Origin of the sequence: Mycolicibacterium chubuense, assembly GCF_001044255.1 — a bacterium.
In the GTDB taxonomy this organism is placed as follows: Bacteria; Actinomycetota; Actinomycetes; order Mycobacteriales; family Mycobacteriaceae; genus Mycobacterium; species Mycobacterium chubuense.
In genome coordinates this window covers 44,756-61,686 of sequence record NZ_JYNX01000034.1, presented here as the reverse complement: position 1 = coordinate 61,686, position 16,931 = coordinate 44,756, and the positions used below count along the sequence as shown (strand labels likewise).

The window sequence follows — 16,931 nt, the reverse complement described above, 5'->3', positions numbered from 1 at the left end:
TCTCTACAGTCCGAGGATGGTCGACGAGATGATCGTGCGCTGCACCTCGTTGCTGCCGCCGTAGATCGAGGTCTTGCGGTAGTTGAGGTAGCGCGGCGCGCTGTGCTGCGCCCAGTCCGGTGAAGCGATCTCGGCACCGTTCGGGAACGGCAGGATATCGGGGCCCGCCACCTCCATCATCAGCTCGGTGGCGAGCTGCTGCAGTTGGCTGCCGCGCAGTTTCAGTACCGACGACGCCGGGTTGGGTTTGCCGCCCTTCGACCCCGAAGCAACCCGCATCTGCGTCAGTTCCAGTGCCAGAACGTCGTTTTCGGCCTCGGCCAGCCGGGCGGCGAACAACGGGTCCTCGAGCAGGCCGTTGGCCTTGGCCCGCTCCTTGACCTCGGCGAGCTTCACCTTGGTCCGGCCGACCTGGGCGATGCCGGTGCGCTCGTTGCCCAGCAGGAACTTCGCGTAGGACCAGCCCTGGTTCTCCTCGCCGACCAGGTTCTCGGCGGGGACCCTGACGTCTTCGAAGAACACCTCGTTCACCTCGACGCTGCCGTCGACCAGTTTGATCGGCCGCATGGTGATGCCGGGGGTGTCGAGGTCGATGAGCAGGAAGGAGATACCGGCCTGCTTCTTCGGGGCGTTGGGGTCGGTGCGGACCAGGCAGAAGATCCAGTCCGCGTACTGGCCCAGCGTCGTCCACGTCTTCTGCCCGTTGACCACGTAGCTGTCGCCGTCGCGCAGCGCCGTGGTGCGCAGCGACGCCAGGTCGGAGCCGGCCTCGGGCTCGGAGAAGCCCTGGCACCACCAGATGTCGAGCGCGGCGGTCGGCGGCAGGAAGCGCTCCTTGACGGCCTGGGAACCGAACTCGGCGATCACCGGCCCGACCATCTTGGCGTTGAAGTTCAGCGGCTCGGGGACGCAGGCCAGCTGCATCTCGTCGAGCCAGATCTGATGCTGCGTCGGCGTCCAGTCCTTGCCGCCCCACTCGACCGGCCAGCTGGGCACCGCCAGGCCGTGGTCGTTGAGGATCTTGTGCGTAGTGACGATGTCGTCCTTGCTGATCTCCGTGCCCGCGCGGCTGCGTTCTCGGATCTCGGCCGGGATCTCCGTCGCGTAGAAGGTGCGAAGCTCGTCGCGAAAGGCGGCTTCCTCGGGTGTCAGTGCCAGCTGCATGGCGGCCTCCTGCTCCATCGATGGACCTGCATGCAGACTAACCACTTGGTTGGTCGGTGCCCCCGCGGGTGCGGACAATGCCATCGCTCGATGCGTGTTATTGCCCCGAGCGTCAGTTTGCGGCGTAGCCTCACCAGGTGTTCGACCAGGGAACTCGTCAAGGAGGGGATTTGACCATGCGCACACTCGCCACGACCGTGGGTGCGACGGCCATGATCGTCGGCTCGCTGCTCGGGACGCCCACGGCCGGCGCGGCACAGGTCGCCGCCCCGGCGCCGGCTCCGATTCCGGCGCCCGCGCCGCAGCGCCCGGTGGTGCAGATGTTCGACTGCGCGGGGACCACCGGCTGGATGGGCTGCGGCCCGGGCTGGTTCTGGCGCGACGGGTGGCGCGGCTACGCGTGCTACCCCTGCTGATTCGACCGTCCACCGACCAGCAGGAGAGACACATGAAGACGATGTCCACATTTGCCCTCGGGGGAGTCGCCGCAGTGGCGGCGACGGTCACCGTTGGTTTCGGATCAGCCTCTGCCGCACCGGATTACGGGACTCTGCCGGTGAACCCGAACGTCATCACCGATTCGACGGCGTATGTTCCCACGCCGCCGGTCTCCGACCCCGACGGCCAGCAGGGCGTCCGGCAGGAGTTCAACCATCGTGACGGCAGCCGCGGGATCACCACGACGATCCTCGTTCTGCCCTCCGCGCAGGCGGCGACCGACGCGATGAACGCCTGGCGCGACGGGCTGGGCTCCGTCGTCACCAACCCGACGAGCGGACCGGTTCCGGTTGGCGCCGGCGGGACCTGGGTCAGCGGGGTGTCGCCGAACGGCACGCAGTCGGTGGGCGTCCTGATGTTCACCCGGGGCAACGCGGCGGTCGACGTGCAGTTCGACGGTCCGCTCAACGACCCGGTCCCGCCCGACCTCGCCACCCAGTACGGCGACGATCAGGTTGCCGCGATCGACCGGCAACTCGGGACATAGCTCGGCCCCGCGGGCACTGAACCGATCGGGGCTGTGAATCGTGCCCCCTACATCAGCGTCGATGTAGGGGGCCACGATGAAGCCGTCCAGTGCCACGAACACCGGTGTCGCCACGACAGCGCTCTGCGCCCTGGCGGTCGCCACCGTGATCGCCGGTCCGCCGCTGTCGGAGCGGCCCGCTCCGGTTCCGGTCGCGCGCGACGTCGCCTTGACGTCGGCGGCGGTACCGCCCGGTGGCCTGCTGGCGAGCGTGCTGATCAACCAGGTCAAGTACTGCGCGATCATCTGTCCGCTCGTCGTCGACACGGCCGTCACGGCCGGCGTGACGACGCTCGGCGTGCCCGTGACGTTTCTGACCGCCCTGCGGTCCGGTGACCTGCTGCAGGCCGTCGGCGCGGCAGCTGCCTCGGTCACGGGGCCGACCAACGAGGCGGCGCAGGCAACGATCCTCGCCGACGGCTCGCGCGTCGCACCCCGGTTCCTCAACGCGCTGGAAGTCGGTGTGGTGGGTCTGCTCGACGTGCTGCCGGCGACAGCCGACGGGATCCCTGGCGTGGCGCGGGCGCTTCAGGCCGCCCGCGAGGACACCTTCACCGCGTTGAATGCGCCGATCGTCGCGAACCCCGCGCCGACCGCACGACCCGACGGGGTCCTGCAGGTCGTGGCGGTCGAGTCGCTCAATGTCGTTGGCGCCGTGATTTTCCCAGCATTCAACGAGGTCTTGTCCGCGGTGTTCGACGCTCCGGACGCGTTCGCCCGCGAGCTCGCCGATTCGGGAAACCTCGGTCGTGCTGTGCGCGCGGGGGTGCGCAACGCCGCGGGTCATGTTCACGCCGCCGTGTCCGTGGTGGGCCAGACGGTGCGCACGGGACTGCAGCACGTCGCCACGGCGATCGGGGACGCGCGCGCACATCGCGGGGCAACGGAACGCGACGTCGGTCCGGCGACGGTTCAGCGCCGCGACCGGGAGGCAGACCCGGCGGGCGGGCACCACGCCCGTGGCGTTCGGGCATCTCGGGCGGACCGCGCTACGACCTCGACCGGCAAACGACTGGTTGAACGGACAGACAGGGGGCGCGGCGCGCGTCGTGCACACCGGCAGTGATGGGAGCGGCGCTCGGAACCCATCACCCTGTGATTGCTGGCACAGGAAATTTTGAGCTACGCAGCTAACGTATCGATCTTGACTGAAGACCGCTCAACAGTATGTTGTCGACGGGCAATCCGCTTCCAGCGATCTCGAGCAAACGTCCTTAGTCTGAGAAATTCTCAGAAACGTGTTTGACATCGCTGTCAAAAGTCCATCCAGGCTCACGAACAGATGGCCCCGGATCACCAGGGTGGGGTCGCGGCCGAGCGCAGGAGAAGGAACCATGGCTAATCAAGGACTGACCCCTGAGGAGCTGCAGGCGGAGGTTGGTATCGCGCTACCGGACAAGGAGGTCGTGTCGATCATCGACGTGAACGCCGACATCAACGTCGGGATCGACGCGGCGTCACCGATCGACCTGTCTGCGGCCGCGAATCTCAATGTCGCCGCGCCCATTCAGGCCGGCGCCGGCGCCAACGTGCTGACCTACGGCTCGGGTGCGGACGCCACGGTCACGCACTCCGCCGACGGCGGCGTGGTGATCATGCAGTCGATGGACGACGTGACCGCCGATGCCACGTCGCTGCAGGACAGCGGCATCGATCAGGCCGGCGACACATCGACGGGAACGGTGACCAGCCCCGGCACGGACACCGGCACCGACACGAGCACCGACACCGGGGCGACGGTCGACACCGGCACCGGAACCTTTGCCGACGGCGCGCTTCTCAACGTCGACGTCAACGTCGACCTGAACGCCGACCTCGCGGCGCCGATCGCCGGCGCGGTCGCGGCCAACGCGAACGTGGCGGCCCCGATCAATGCCGGCGTCGCGGCCAACATCGGCTCCGTCGATTCGACAGCGGACGCGGTGTCGATCCAGGACGCCACCATCACGCAGAGCATGAACGACGTCCACGCAACCGCGGATTCCGATCAGACCTCGAGCATCTCGCAGGGCGGCACCAGCAGCGCGGCCGACGGCGCCACCAGCAGCGCCGGCACGACCTCGAGCGGCACCTCCGGCACCAGCGGCGGCGCCGGCTCTGCTGCCTGACGGCCAACGCTGACGCGGTTCGACGATCGAGGAGTGTCCAGGTGACCGTGACGAGCGAGGGGTCGGCGCCTCCGCAGGAGGTGCTGCGGCGGGCGGACGGCGTCGAACTGATCGGGGAGATGGCGGGATCGGGCTACAAAGTCCCGCCCTCCCTGGTCCGGCGCGCCGACGGCCAGACGATCCAGCTCACGCCGCTGCTCTACGCGATCCTGCGTGAAATCGACGGTGCGCGCACCGCCGACGGGGTCGCGGCCGCGGTGTCCGAGGCCACCGAGCGCACGGTCACCGACGACAACATCCGCCACCTCGTCGACAAGCAGTTGCGGCCATTGGGTCTGCTGGTTCTCCCCGACGGCAGTCAGCCCGCGACCAAGAAGCGAAACCCGTTGCTGGGCTTGCGCTTTCGCTACGCGGTGACCGAACCCGACCGCACCCGCCGGCTCACCGATCCCTTCCGGTTCCTGTTCCGGCCATGGATGGTCGTTCCCCTACTCGCAGTGTTCGCCGTCGTGTGCTGGTGGGTGTTCTTCCGCAAGGGTCTGGCGCACGCCGCCTACGACGCGTTCGAGCGCCCCGGGCTGCTGATCCTCGTGTTCGTCGTGACGATCCTGTCCGCGGGCTTCCACGAGTTCGGGCATGCCGCCGCAGCGCGCTACGGCGGCGCCACGCCGGGCGCCATGGGATTCGGGGTCTACCTGGTCTGGCCGGCGTTCTACACCGACGTGACCGACACCTACCGCCTCGGTCGACGGGCCCGGGTGCGCACCGACCTCGGCGGGCTGTACTTCAACGCGATCGTCGCGGTGGCGATCGCGGGCCTGTGGTGGTGGCTGCGGTACGACGCGCTGCTGCTCGTCGTCGCGACGCAGATCCTGCAGATGCTGCGCCAGCTCGCGCCGATGGTGCGGTTCGACGGCTACCACGTGCTGGCCGACCTGACCGGTGTCCCCGACCTCTACTCGCGGATCAAGCCGACGCTGCTCGGGCTGTTGCCGTGGCGGTGGGGTGACCCGCACGCGCGCATGCTCAAGCCGTGGGCCCGCATCCTTGTCACGGTCTGGGTGCTGGTCGTGGTGCCGATGCTGCTGTCCGCCATCGCCGGCGCGATCCTCGCGTTGCCCCGTCTGCTCGGCTCCGCGTGGTCGGCCCTGGGTACGCAGCGCGATGTGCTCACCAGTTCGTGGGCCGACGGCGACTTCATCCAGGTCGTCGCCCGTGTCCTGGCGATCGTGGCGATCGTCATCCCGGTGGCCGGTGTGCTCTACATGCTGGCCCGGTTCGTGCGGCAGACCGCGCAGGGTGCGTGGAAGACCACGGCGGGCAAGCCGCTGATGCGGGTGCTGGTCGTGCTGGCCGGCGCGGCGATTGCCAGCGGGGTCGCCTATGCGTGGTGGCCGGGGGAGTCGAACTACCGGCCCATCCAGCCGTGGGAGCGGGGCACCGTCGGTGACATCGCCTACGCGCTCGGCATGGAGCGTCTCGGTACGCCACCCTTGCGGTCGGAGCCCACCCGGCCCATCGCCGCGTCGCGGACGATCGCGCCCGGACAGCGCGGTGTGATGCAGGTGATGTGGGATACCCGTACGCCGCTGCCGGCGGCGGGGCAGCCGCGGTTGATGGTCGTCATGATTCCCCGGATCCTGCGCGGCGGTGGCGGACCGGCCGGCGTCACGACGGTGGCCGACAAGGGCTGGGTGTTCCCGGTCGACAAGCCGCTGACCCCCGGGCCCGGCGACAATCAGGCGCTGGCCGTGAACACCCGGAACAACACCGTCGTCTACGAGGCAGCCTTCGCCTTGGTGTGGCAGACCGACGAGGACTACGCAGAGAACATCAACGACGCGGAAGCCTATGCGTCGTGCCGCAATTGCGGTGCAGTCGCCGTGGCCTACCAGGTGGTGTTCGTCATCGACGGCGACGACACCAACGACAACGTGGCCACGCCGCAGAACCTCGCGGGCGCGTTGAGCTACGACTGCATCAACTGCCTGACCTACGCGCTGGCGCAGCAGCTGTTCATCACCGTCGACGAGCCGCTCTCGCCCGGGGCGATGGCGAAGATCGACCAAGTGTGGGCGCGCGTCGGCGCGTTCCAGAAACAGATCGAGGCGGGCCAGGTGAAGCTCGACGACATCCAACCGCAGCTGCAGGCGTACACCGACGAGATCAAGGCCATCGTCGAAGAGGACCAACCCGGCACCTTCTCGACGTCCACGGTCGCGGCCACGACGTCCGCGCCCGCCGCCCCGACGTCCAGCGCGGTGCCGAGTGTGTCGGCCACCCCGGTGGCGACGCTGACCAGTGGAGTTCCGGAACCCAGCGCCAGCGCCGAAGCGTCACCGAGTGAGACGGCCGCCCCGTCGACCTCCGCGGCGCCGACGACGACGGCGGACTCGACGTCGACCGTGGTGGTGTCCGACCCCACTGCAACGGTCGACCCGTCGGCGACGGCCGGTTCGCCGTCGACCGGAACGGCGTCGTCAGGGGACACCACGTCCGGAGGCACGGCGTCGGACGGGGGGACGGCAAGCTCGCCGTGACGCGCCGAACGCACGGTTTCTGACGTCGTCACTCGCGTTTCGCGTCACAAAGCGAACACTCGGCGTGGTGAATTCGAAGAGAGTGCCCCCGGCAGGATTCGAACCTGCGGCCTTCTGCTCCGGAGGCAGACGCTCTATCCCCTGAGCTACGGGGGCGCGTGACGAGACTGCGCCGTTCGGGCGTGGCTAGCGTAGCGCATCCACGAGGGGAAACGGATTCGGGTCGGGAAGGCCCCAGACCATAGGATGGTCCCTCGTGACCCCCGCCGATCTGGCCGAGCTGCTCCGCAGCACCGCTGCAGCGGTGCTCGACGCGCACGGCCTGGACTCCTCCGCGCTGCCGGCCACCGTGACCGTGGAGCGCCCACGCAATCCCGAGCACGGCGACTATGCCACCAACCTGGCGCTGCAGCTCGGCAAGAAGGTCGGCGCCAACCCCCGCGAGCTGGCCGGCTGGCTGGCCGCCGCGCTGGCCGAGCAGGCCGGCATCGCGGCGGCCGACGTCGCCGGGCCCGGGTTCGTCAATCTGCGCATCGAGGCCGCGGCGCAGAACGTCCTGGTCGGCGACGTCATCGCCGCAGGCACCGGCTACGGAACCTCCGGCGAACTGAGTGGCCGCAGGGTCAACCTGGAGTTCGTCTCCGCCAACCCGACCGGACCCATCCACATCGGCGGCACCCGGTGGGCGGCCGTCGGGGACGCGCTGGGCCGGCTCCTCAGCACCCAGGGCGCCGAGGTGGTACGGGAGTACTACTTCAACGACCACGGCGCGCAGATCGACCGGTTCACCAACTCGCTGATCGCCGCCGCCCAGGGCGAGCCGACACCCGAGGACGGCTACGCCGGCTCCTACATCGGCGACATCGCCACCCAGGTGCTCGCCAAGGAACCCGACGCGCTGAGCCTGCCCGCCGAGCAGATGCGGGAGACCTTCCGCGCGATCGGCGTGAACCTGATGTTCGACCACATCAAGGCCTCGCTGCACGAGTTCGGCACCGACTTCGACGTCTACACCCACGAAGACTCCATGCACACCTCCGGTCGGGTGGACCAGGCCATCGCGAAGCTGCGCGAGAACGGTTCCATCTACGAAGCCGACGGAGCGGTGTGGCTGCGCACCACCGACTACGGCGACGACAAGGACCGCGTCGTCATCAAGAGCGACGGCCAGCCGGCCTACATCGCCGGTGACCTCGCCTACTTCCTGGACAAGCGCCAGCGCGGCTTCGACCTGTGCATCTACATGCTGGGCGCCGACCACCACGGCTACATCGCCCGTCTCAAGGCCGCCGCGGCCGCGCTCGGTGACGACCCCGACACCGTCGAAGTGCTCATCGGCCAGATGGTCAACCTCGTGCGCGACGGTCAGCCCGTCCGGATGAGCAAGCGGGCCGGCACCGTGATCACCCTCGACGACCTGGTCGAGGCGATCGGCGTCGACGCCGCGCGCTACGCGCTGATCCGCAGTTCGGTCGACACCCCGATCGACATCGACCTCGCGCTGTGGTCGTCGGCGTCGGCCGAAAACCCGGTCTACTACGTGCAATACGCGCACGCCCGGCTGTGCGCGCTGGCCCGCAACGCCGCCGAACTGGGGATCGCGCCCGACACCGCGCACCTCGACCTGCTCACTCACGACAAAGAAGGCACGCTGATCCGCAACATCGGCGAGTTCCCGCGCGTGCTCGCCACCGCCGCGGCGCTGCGTGAACCGCACCGGGTGTCGCGCTATCTCGAGGATTTCGCCGGGGACTATCACCGTTTCTACGACTCCTGCCGCGTCCTGCCGCAGGGCGACGAGGAGCCCGGTGAGTTGCACGCCGCGCGGTTGGCCCTGTGTGCGGCCACCCGCCAGGTCATCGCCAACGGACTGGGCATTCTCGGCGTCAGCGCCCCGGAGCGGATGTGATCGCCCATCCCGCCGGCCCCCGCCACGCCGAAGAGGTCCACCACGCCGGCGCCCCGGATCGCCCGCAGACCGCGGCCGAGGTCGCCGCGCTCGCCCCGAATGTGTGGCCCCGCAACGCCGTTCGCCGTGACGGCGGTGTCGTGACGATCGCCGGTGTGCCGGTGTCCGACATCGCCGCCGAGTACGGCACCCCGGTCTTCGTCATCGACGAGGACGACTTCCGCACCCGCTGCCGCCAGATCTCGGCGGCGTTCGGCGGCGGCGACCACGTGCGCTACGCCGCCAAGGCATTCCTGTGCACCGAGGTGGCGCGGTGGATCGCCGAGGAGGGCCTGTCGCTGGACGTGGCCAGTGGCGGCGAGCTGGCGGTCGCGCTGCACGCGGGCTTTCCCGCGGAGCGAATCGCCCTGCACGGCAACAACAAATCGATCGACGAGCTGACCGCCGCGGTCAAGGCGGGCATCGAGCACGTGGTGGTCGACTCGATGACCGAGATCGAGCGGCTGGACGCGATCGCCGGTGATGCGGGCGTCGTGCAGGACGTGCTGATCCGTGTCACGGTGGGCGTCGAGGCGCACACCCACGAGTTCATCTCCACCGCGCACGAGGATCAGAAGTTCGGGTTGTCGCTGGCTAGTGGTGCGGCAATGGCCGCCGTGCGCAAGGTGTTCGAGGCCGACCACCTGCGTCTGGTCGGGTTGCACAGCCACATCGGTTCCCAGATCTTCGACGTCGCCGGCTTCGAACTGGCCGCGCACCGCGTGATCGGGCTGCTGCGCGACGTCGTCGCCGAGTTCGGTGTCGACAAGACCGCCCAGATGTCGATCGTCGACCTCGGTGGTGGGCTGGGCATCTCGTATCTGCCCTCCGACGATCCGCCGCCGATGGAGGACCTCGCGGCCAAGATCGGGTCGATCGTCGAGCAGGAGTCGGCCGCCGTCGGCCTGCCCGCGCCGAAGCTCGTGGTGGAACCGGGACGCGCCATCGCCGGCCCGGGCACCATCACCCTGTACGAGGTCGGCACCGTCAAGGACGTGGCCGTCGCCGCGGATCGGCAGCGGCGCTACGTCAGCGTCGACGGCGGGATGAGCGACAACATCAGGACCTCGCTGTACGGGGCCGAGTACGACGTCCGGCTGCTCTCGCGCGCCGGCGACGCCGCCCCGGCGCTGTGCCGGGTGGTCGGTAAACACTGCGAGAGCGGCGACATCGTGGTGCGCGATGCATGGCTGCCCGACGACGTCCGCCCGGGCGACCTGCTCGGCGTCGCCGCCACGGGCGCATACTGCTATTCGATGTCGAGCCGGTACAACCTGATCGGCCGGCCGGCCGTGGTGGCCGTGCGCGACGGGCGAACCCGCCTGATCCTGCGCCGGGAGACGGTCGACGATCTGTTGAGTCTGGAAGTGAGGTGACGCGGTGAGCGACGACAAGGGCCGCGAAATCGGGGTGGCCGTGCTCGGTCTGGGCAACGTGGGCAGCGAGGTGGTGCGCATCATCGAGCAGAGCGCGGCCGACCTGACCGCGCGGATCGGGGCACCGCTGGCGCTGCGCGGCGTCGGGGTCCGCCGGGTCGCCGACGACCGCGGCGTGCCGGTGGAGCTTCTCACCGACGACATCGACGAGCTGGTGTCCCGCGACGACGTCGACATCGTCGTCGAACTGATGGGCCCCGTGGAACCCGCGCGCAAGGCCATCCTGGCCGCGCTCGAGCGGGGCAAGTCGGTGGTCACCGCGAACAAGGCGCTGATGGCGGTGTCGGCCGGGGAGCTGGCGCAGGCCGCCGAGAACGCGCACGTGGATCTCTACTTCGAGGCCGCCGTCGCCGGCGCCATCCCGGTCATCCGGCCGCTGACCCAGTCGCTGGCCGGTGACACGGTGCTGCGGGTCGCCGGCATCGTCAACGGCACCACCAACTACATCCTCTCCGAGATGGACAGCACCGGTGCCGATTACGGCAGCGCCCTCGCCGACGCCAGCGCGCTGGGCTACGCCGAGGCCGATCCGACCGCCGACGTCGAGGGTTACGATGCGGCCGCCAAGGCGGCCATCCTCGCCTCGATCGCGTTCCACACCCGGGTCACCGCCGACGACGTCTACCGCGAGGGCATCACGAAGGTGACATCGGCCGACTTCGCGTCGGCGCGCGCTCTGGGCTGCACCATCAAGCTGTTGGCGATCTGCGAGCGGCTCACCAACGACGAGGGTCAACAACGGGTTTCGGCCCGGGTGTACCCGGCCCTCGTGCCGTTGGACCATCCGCTGGCGTCGGTCAACGGTGCCTTCAACGCTGTCGTGGTGGAAGCCGAGGCGGCCGGCCGGCTGATGTTCTACGGCCAGGGCGCCGGGGGAGCACCCACCGCGTCGGCCGTGCTGGGTGATCTGGTGATGGCCGCCCGCAACCGCGTTCAGGGGGGCCGTGGCCCCCGCGAGTCCAAATACGCGAAGCTGCCCGTGGCGCCCATCGGGTTCATCCCGACCCGCTACTACGTCAACATGAACGTCACCGACCGCCCCGGCGTGCTGTCGGCCGTCGCGGCCGAGTTCTCCAAGCGTGAGGTGAGCATCGCGGAGGTGCGCCAGGAGGGCATGGTCGACGAGGGTGGCCAGCGTTGCGGCGCACGCATCGTCGTGGTGACCCACCAGGCCACCGACGCCGCACTGTCGGAAACCGTTGCGGCACTGGCCGATCTAGAGGTCGTGTCGAGCATCAACAGCGTCCTGCGGATGGAAGGGACCACCGAGTGAGCACCACCCGTGCCGTGCACCAGCCCTGGCCGGGCCTGATCGAGGCGTACCGCGAGCGGCTGCCCGTCGACGACGCCTGGACCCCGATCACCCTGCGCGAGGGTGGCACCCCGCTGCTGCCGGCGCCGCGATTGAGCGAATACACCGGGTGCACCGTGCATCTGAAGGTCGAGGGTCTCAATCCCACCGGCTCGTTCAAGGACCGCGGTATGACGATGGCGGTCACCGAAGCGGTGGCGCGCGGTCAGCAGGCGGTGCTGTGCGCGTCGACGGGCAACACGTCTGCCTCGGCCGCGGCCTACGCCGCACGTGCGGGCATCACCTGTGCGGTGCTGGTGCCGCAGGGCAAGATCGCGTTGGGCAAGCTCGCCCAGGCGGTCATGCACGGCGCCAAGATCATCCAGATCGACGGGAACTTCGACGACTGCCTGGAACTGGCGCGCAAGCTGACCGCCGACTTCCCGACGGTGTCACTGGTCAACTCCGTCAACCCGTTCCGGATCGAGGGTCAGAAGACCGCCGCGTTCGAGATCGTCGACGCGCTCGGTGACGCGCCGGATGTGCACGCGCTGCCGGTCGGCAACGCAGGCAACATCACCGCGTACTGGAAGGGGTACACCGAGTACCACCGGGACGGCCTGGCCGGCCGGCTGCCGCGCATGCTCGGCACCCAGGCCGCCGGCGCCGCGCCACTCGTCCTCGGGGAGCCGGTCAGCGACCCGGAGACCATCGCCACCGCGATCCGCATCGGCTCGCCCGCGTCGTGGACCCAGGCCGTCGAAGCCCAGCAGCAGTCCGACGGGCGCTTCCTGGCCGCCACCGACGAGGAGATCCTCGCCGCCTACCACCTGGTCGCCCGCGCCGAGGGCGTGTTCGTCGAGCCCGCGTCGGCAGCCAGCATCGCGGGTCTGCTGAAGTCGATCGAAGACGGTTGGGTCGCCAAGGGTTCCACGGTGGTGTGCACCGTGACCGGCAACGGCCTGAAGGATCCCGACACCGCGCTCAAGGGCATGCCCGCCGTCATCCCGGTACCCGTCGATCCGGTCGCCGTGGTGGCGAAGCTCGGTCTGGTGTAAGAACGCCCGTGACCCGCACCCTGCCTCCCGGACTGACGGCCACCGCGGTGGTCGCAGCGTCCAGCGCCAACCTCGGCCCCGGCTTCGACAGCATGGGTCTGGCGGTCAGCCTGTACGACGAAATCGTGGTCGAGACAACGGAATCCGGCCTCGTTGTCGAGGTCCGCGGCGAGGGTGAGGGCCAGGTGCCGCTGGACCGCACCCACCTCGTCGTGCGCGCCATCGAGCGGGGCCTGCGGGAGACCTCGGTGTCGGCCGCCGGGCTGATCGTGCGCTGCACCAACGCCATCCCACACTCCCGCGGGCTCGGATCGTCGGCTGCTGCGGTGGTCGGCGGCCTCGCGGCAGCCAATGGTCTTGCCGCACAGGCAGGTTCGGTTCCGATGAGCACCGAAGCGCTGGTGCAGGTCTCCTCGGAATTCGAAGGGCATCCCGACAACGCCTCGGCCGCGGTGCTGGGCGGAGCCGTGGTCTCCTGGACCGAGAACATCGCCGGCGCGGCTCGCTATGCGGCCGCCCCGATCCGGTTGCATCCCGACATCACGTTGTTCACCGCGGTCCCCGCGGTGCGGTCCTCCACGGCCGAAACGCGGATCCTGCTGCCGGAACAGGTCAGCCACGTCGACGCGCGCTTCAACGTGAGCCGTGCGGCCCTGCTCGTCGTCGCCCTGACCGAACGGCCCGACCTGCTGATGGCGGCGACCGAGGACCTGCTGCACCAGCCGCAGCGCGCTCCGGCGATGCCGGCGTCGGCGGAATACCTCGCGGTGCTGCGGCGTTGTGGGGTGGCAGCGGTGCTGTCAGGTGCCGGGCCTGCAGTGCTGGCACTGAGCACTCGGACCGAACTGCCGGGGGAGGCCCTGGAGTTCGGTCGAAAGCTGGGGTTCTCGGTCGCGAGGACACCCGTCGGACACGGTGTGAAGTGGTCGTCCGGGGTGGCCGTCCGGCCCTGAGCATGGCTTACCCGGTCAGTCACACACGCAACAGGCGAATCACGGTGTTTCTTGCTTCCGGCCCAGATGCGGGTTATTCTCGCTCTCGTCCAGCAATCGCAGCGTCTCTACCTGCGCCGACTGCGGAGACCTCAGGACAACCCCTTCTCTCAGGTGCTCAATTTGTGGACTGACGGTTGCGCCGTATCCCGGCGAACCCCGGCGATCACCGTTGCAGTGGCAATGGTGTGACCTCCGCGTTCAGCGGATCGACTGGACGCACAGAACCCCCGCGTGACGAAAGTTCAGCGAGGGAAGAAAGGAAATCCGTGACTGATACGGACCTCATCACGGCTGGCGACAGCACCGGCAGCGATGCGCTGCCCACGGCCGTGGCCACAGACACCCCGTCCGCGCCTGCCGCGGCCCCAGCGCGCCGCGGCGCGCTGACCAGCCTCGTACTGCCTGAACTGCGTGCGATGGCCAAGGAGATCGGCGTCGAAGGCGCCTCCGGGATGCGCAAGAGCGAACTCATCGCGGCCATCCGCGAACGGCGCGGCGAGAAGAACGGCGGCGCTCCGGCCGCCGAGTCCGCCCCGAACCAACAGGCGCCGGCCGCCGACACTGCAGCCGAGCAGGCGCCGGCCGCCCCGCCGCGTCGCGAGCGGCGCTCCGCCTCCCGCGAGCAGGGCGGTCCTGCGGCTGCCGACCAGCCCAAGGGTCGAGACGATGCGCGCCCGGAGGCCGCCGAGAAGGCTGCCGACACCGCTGAGCGCAAGACCGACGAGGGTCGCAGCCAGAACCGGCAGGACAATGCGAGCCGGCAGGACAATCAGGGTCGCCAGGACCAGTCCGAGAAGACCGACCGCGGCCAGAACGACGGCGGCGGTCGCAATCAGAACGAGGGCGGCGGCCGTCAGAACGATGGCGGCGGGCGCGGCCAGAACGACGGCGGCGGTCGCAATCAGAACGAGGGCGGCGGCCGTCAGAACGACCGCAATCAGAACGATGGCGGCGGGCGCGGCCAGAACGACGCCCAGCGCGGCGGCGGCGACAACGACGACGACGACAGCCGGCAGGGCCGTCGCGGCCGCCGGTTCCGCGATCGCCGGCGCCGTGAGCGCGGCGGTGAAGGTGGCGGCGGAAACGACCGCGACACCGAACTGCGCGAGGACGACGTCGTCCAGCCGGTCGCCGGCATCCTCGACGTGCTCGACAACTACGCGTTCGTCCGCACCTCGGGGTACCTGGCCGGGCCGAACGACGTGTACGTGTCGATGAACATGGTGCGCAAGAACGGTCTGCGCCGCGGTGACGCGGTGACCGGTGCGGTGCGCGTCCCCAAGGACGGGGACGGCGGGGGACAGAACTCCCGGCAGAAGTTCAACCCGCTGGTCCGCCTCGACTCGGTCAACGGCAAGCCGGTCGAGGAGGCTCGCAACCGGCCGGAGTTCACCAAGCTCACCCCGCTCTACCCGAACCAGCGGCTGCGCCTGGAGACCAGCGGCGACAAGCTGACCACCCGCGTGATCGACCTGATCATGCCGATCGGCAAGGGGCAGCGCGCCCTGATCGTGTCGCCGCCCAAGGCCGGCAAGACCACGATCATGCAGGACATCGCCAACGCGATCACCCGCAACAACCCCGAGTGCCACCTGATGGTCGTGCTCGTCGACGAGCGGCCCGAAGAGGTCACCGACATGCAGCGTTCGGTCAAGGGTGAGGTCATCGCCTCGACCTTCGACCGGCCGCCGTCAGACCACACCCAGGCCGCCGAACTCGCGATCGAGCGGGCCAAGCGTCTGGTCGAGCAGGGCAAGGACGTCGTCGTGCTGCTCGACTCGATCACCCGTCTGGGCCGCGCCTACAACAACGCCTCACCGGCGTCGGGCCGCATCCTGTCCGGTGGTGTCGACTCGACCGCGTTGTACCCGCCGAAGCGCTTCCTCGGCGCGGCGCGCAACATCGAGGAGGGCGGCTCGCTGACGATCATCGCCACGGCCATGGTCGAGACGGGGTCCACGGGCGACACGGTCATCTTCGAGGAGTTCAAGGGCACGGGTAACGCCGAGCTCAAGCTCGACCGCAAGATCGCCGAGCGCCGGGTGTTCCCCGCGGTGGATGTCAACCCGTCCGGCACCCGCAAGGACGAGCTGCTGCTCTCGCCCGACGAGTTCGCGATCGTGCACAAGCTGCGCCGGGTGCTGTCCGGGCTGGACCCGCATCAGGCCATCGACCTGCTGATGAGCCAGCTGCGCAAGACCAAGAACAACTACGAGTTCCTGGTCCAGGTCTCGAAGAACACCCCCGGCGGCAACGGCGACGACTGACGTCAGCGGTAGGGATCGGTGATCTCGCGTAGCGAGATCAACGCCGCCCGCAGTGCCTCGAAGGACTCCCGGCCGAGATGGTCGCGCCACTGGCGTTCCACGCGCGCGACCTCCTCGGCGGCCGTCCGGCAGAGGTCGGCGCCCTTGTCGCTCAACGTCACCAGCCGCGCCCTCGCATCGCTCGGGTCGGGTCGACGGACGACGTAGCCCGCCCGTTCGAGCTGGTCGACCAGCGCGCCGGCGGTCTGCTTGGTCACCCGCGTCTGCTCGGCGAGGTCGGTGAGCCGGGATCCGCCGGGGTTCAGCCGCTGGAGCAGCCGCGACTGCGCGACGGTCACATCGGTGACGCCCGAGCGGGCCAGCGCTGCCATCACCCTGCTCTCGGCATCGCGATGCGCGATGAACATCAACGTCGCCGTCCCGGGCAGTTCGGTCACACCCGTTGACTTTAGTACGAGGATCTGACTAATTTAGTCAGAATTCCTAACTATCGGAGGGCTTCGTGGACGAACACACCGTCTGGCGCCACATCGGCACCCAGCGCCGCGAGCTCGCCGACCTGATCGAGGGGCTGGACACCGACCCGCGCGTCTGGGCCACCCCGTCGCTGTGCGAGGGCTGGACCGTGCGGGACGTGGCCGCCCATCTCACCCACGGAACCCTCCCGCTGCCCCGGATGCTCTTCGAGGCCACGCGCAGCGGCTTCCGGTTCGACGCCGTGGTCGACCGCATGGCCCGCGCCGACCGCAGCACCCCGACCCAGATCGCGTCGACGTTGCGTTCGGTGGCCGACTCCCGACGCCATCCGCCCGGCACATCGGCGGTCGAACCGCTGATCGACCTGCTGGTGCACGGGCAGGACCTGTGTGTCCCGCTGGGCATCGACCGCCCGGTGCCCGCCGATGCCGCCGTCACCGCCGCACAGCGGGTGTGGGACATGGGCTTCCCGTTCCGCGCCCGTCGCCGCTACGTGGGCCGGCGCCTGGTGGCCACCGATGCCGACTTCGCGGTCGGGGAGGGGCGGGAGGTGGCCGCGCCGATCCGCGATCTGCTCCTGCTGCTCACCGGCAGGCGGGTTGCTGTCGCCGGCGCCGGATAGG

Annotated in this window: 14 protein-coding genes and 1 tRNA gene; 12 read left to right on the top strand and 3 right to left on the bottom strand. The window is 69.5% G+C overall.

The features are described from left to right. Positions 1-3 precede the first annotated feature (3 nt). Positions 4-1,164 carry an acyl-CoA dehydrogenase family protein gene (locus MCHUDSM44219_RS11200; RefSeq protein WP_048418452.1) on the bottom strand — a complete coding sequence of 387 codons (1,161 nt, stop codon included), beginning with the start codon at positions 1,162-1,164 and terminating at the stop codon, positions 4-6. A gap of 176 nt (positions 1,165-1,340) precedes the next feature. On the opposite strand from MCHUDSM44219_RS11200, the gene MCHUDSM44219_RS11195 reads away from it, so the two are divergent. The 5 genes from MCHUDSM44219_RS11195 to MCHUDSM44219_RS11175 all read left to right on the top strand — a co-directional run bounded on the left by MCHUDSM44219_RS11195 (position 1,341) and on the right by MCHUDSM44219_RS11175 (position 6,836). Next, complete coding sequence (locus tag MCHUDSM44219_RS11195) at positions 1,341-1,580, top strand: hypothetical protein (protein ID WP_048418312.1); 240 nt, start codon at positions 1,341-1,343, stop codon at positions 1,578-1,580. Positions 1,581-1,612: 32 nt separating this feature from the next. After that, positions 1,613-2,149, top strand: coding sequence for a hypothetical protein (locus MCHUDSM44219_RS11190; RefSeq protein ID WP_048418311.1), 537 nt, complete (start codon positions 1,613-1,615; stop codon positions 2,147-2,149). A gap of 145 nt (positions 2,150-2,294) precedes the next feature. Then, complete coding sequence (locus tag MCHUDSM44219_RS28415) at positions 2,295-3,254, top strand: hypothetical protein (RefSeq protein ID WP_131722303.1); 960 nt, start codon at positions 2,295-2,297, stop codon at positions 3,252-3,254. A 268-nt stretch (positions 3,255-3,522) separates the two neighbouring features. Next, a complete protein-coding gene (locus tag MCHUDSM44219_RS11180) occupies positions 3,523-4,296 on the top strand; it encodes a hypothetical protein (RefSeq protein ID WP_048418310.1) in 774 nt (257 codons plus the stop codon). A 41-nt stretch (positions 4,297-4,337) separates the two neighbouring features. Beyond that, entirely contained in the window at positions 4,338-6,836 is a 2,499-nt protein-coding gene (locus MCHUDSM44219_RS11175) for a hypothetical protein (RefSeq protein ID WP_236695426.1), read from the top strand. Positions 6,837-6,919: 83 nt separating this feature from the next. Here MCHUDSM44219_RS11175 and MCHUDSM44219_RS11170 read toward each other — a convergent pair. Continuing rightward, positions 6,920-6,992: transfer RNA gene (locus tag MCHUDSM44219_RS11170), tRNA-Arg, on the bottom strand. Positions 6,993-7,092: 100 nt separating this feature from the next. Here MCHUDSM44219_RS11170 and argS point away from each other — a divergent pair. The 6 genes from argS to rho all read left to right on the top strand — a co-directional run bounded on the left by argS (position 7,093) and on the right by rho (position 15,831). Then, positions 7,093-8,745: an arginine--tRNA ligase gene (argS, locus tag MCHUDSM44219_RS11165; protein ID WP_048418309.1), complete on the top strand. Its 1,653-nt coding sequence runs from the start codon at positions 7,093-7,095 to the stop codon at positions 8,743-8,745. Beyond that, a complete protein-coding gene (gene lysA, locus MCHUDSM44219_RS11160) occupies positions 8,742-10,160 on the top strand; it encodes a diaminopimelate decarboxylase (RefSeq protein ID WP_048418308.1) in 1,419 nt (472 codons plus the stop codon). The genes argS and lysA overlap by 4 nt, the downstream gene beginning before the upstream one ends. 4 nt (positions 10,161-10,164) lie before the next feature. Continuing rightward, positions 10,165-11,493: a homoserine dehydrogenase gene (locus tag MCHUDSM44219_RS11155; RefSeq protein WP_048418307.1), complete on the top strand. Its 1,329-nt coding sequence runs from the start codon at positions 10,165-10,167 to the stop codon at positions 11,491-11,493. Then, positions 11,490-12,569 carry a threonine synthase gene (gene thrC, locus MCHUDSM44219_RS11150; RefSeq protein ID WP_048418306.1) on the top strand — a complete coding sequence of 360 codons (1,080 nt, stop codon included), beginning with the start codon at positions 11,490-11,492 and terminating at the stop codon, positions 12,567-12,569. Before MCHUDSM44219_RS11155 ends, thrC begins: the two co-directional genes overlap by 4 nt. 8 nt (positions 12,570-12,577) lie before the next feature. Beyond that, a complete protein-coding gene (thrB, locus tag MCHUDSM44219_RS11145; RefSeq protein WP_048418305.1) occupies positions 12,578-13,522 on the top strand; it encodes a homoserine kinase in 945 nt (314 codons plus the stop codon). A 308-nt stretch (positions 13,523-13,830) separates the two neighbouring features. After that, on the top strand, positions 13,831-15,831 hold the full coding sequence (gene rho / locus MCHUDSM44219_RS11140; RefSeq protein ID WP_048418304.1) for a transcription termination factor Rho: 2,001 nt from the start codon (positions 13,831-13,833) through the stop codon (positions 15,829-15,831). Positions 15,832-15,833: 2 nt separating this feature from the next. Here rho and MCHUDSM44219_RS11135 read toward each other — a convergent pair whose 3' ends face one another. After that, complete coding sequence (locus MCHUDSM44219_RS11135) at positions 15,834-16,238, bottom strand: MarR family winged helix-turn-helix transcriptional regulator (RefSeq protein ID WP_109777714.1); 405 nt, start codon at positions 16,236-16,238, stop codon at positions 15,834-15,836. A gap of 95 nt (positions 16,239-16,333) precedes the next feature. Between MCHUDSM44219_RS11135 and MCHUDSM44219_RS11130 the strand changes: the two genes are divergently transcribed. Next, positions 16,334-16,930: a maleylpyruvate isomerase family mycothiol-dependent enzyme gene (locus MCHUDSM44219_RS11130; protein ID WP_048418302.1), complete on the top strand. Its 597-nt coding sequence runs from the start codon at positions 16,334-16,336 to the stop codon at positions 16,928-16,930. Position 16,931: the final 1 nt, after the last annotated feature.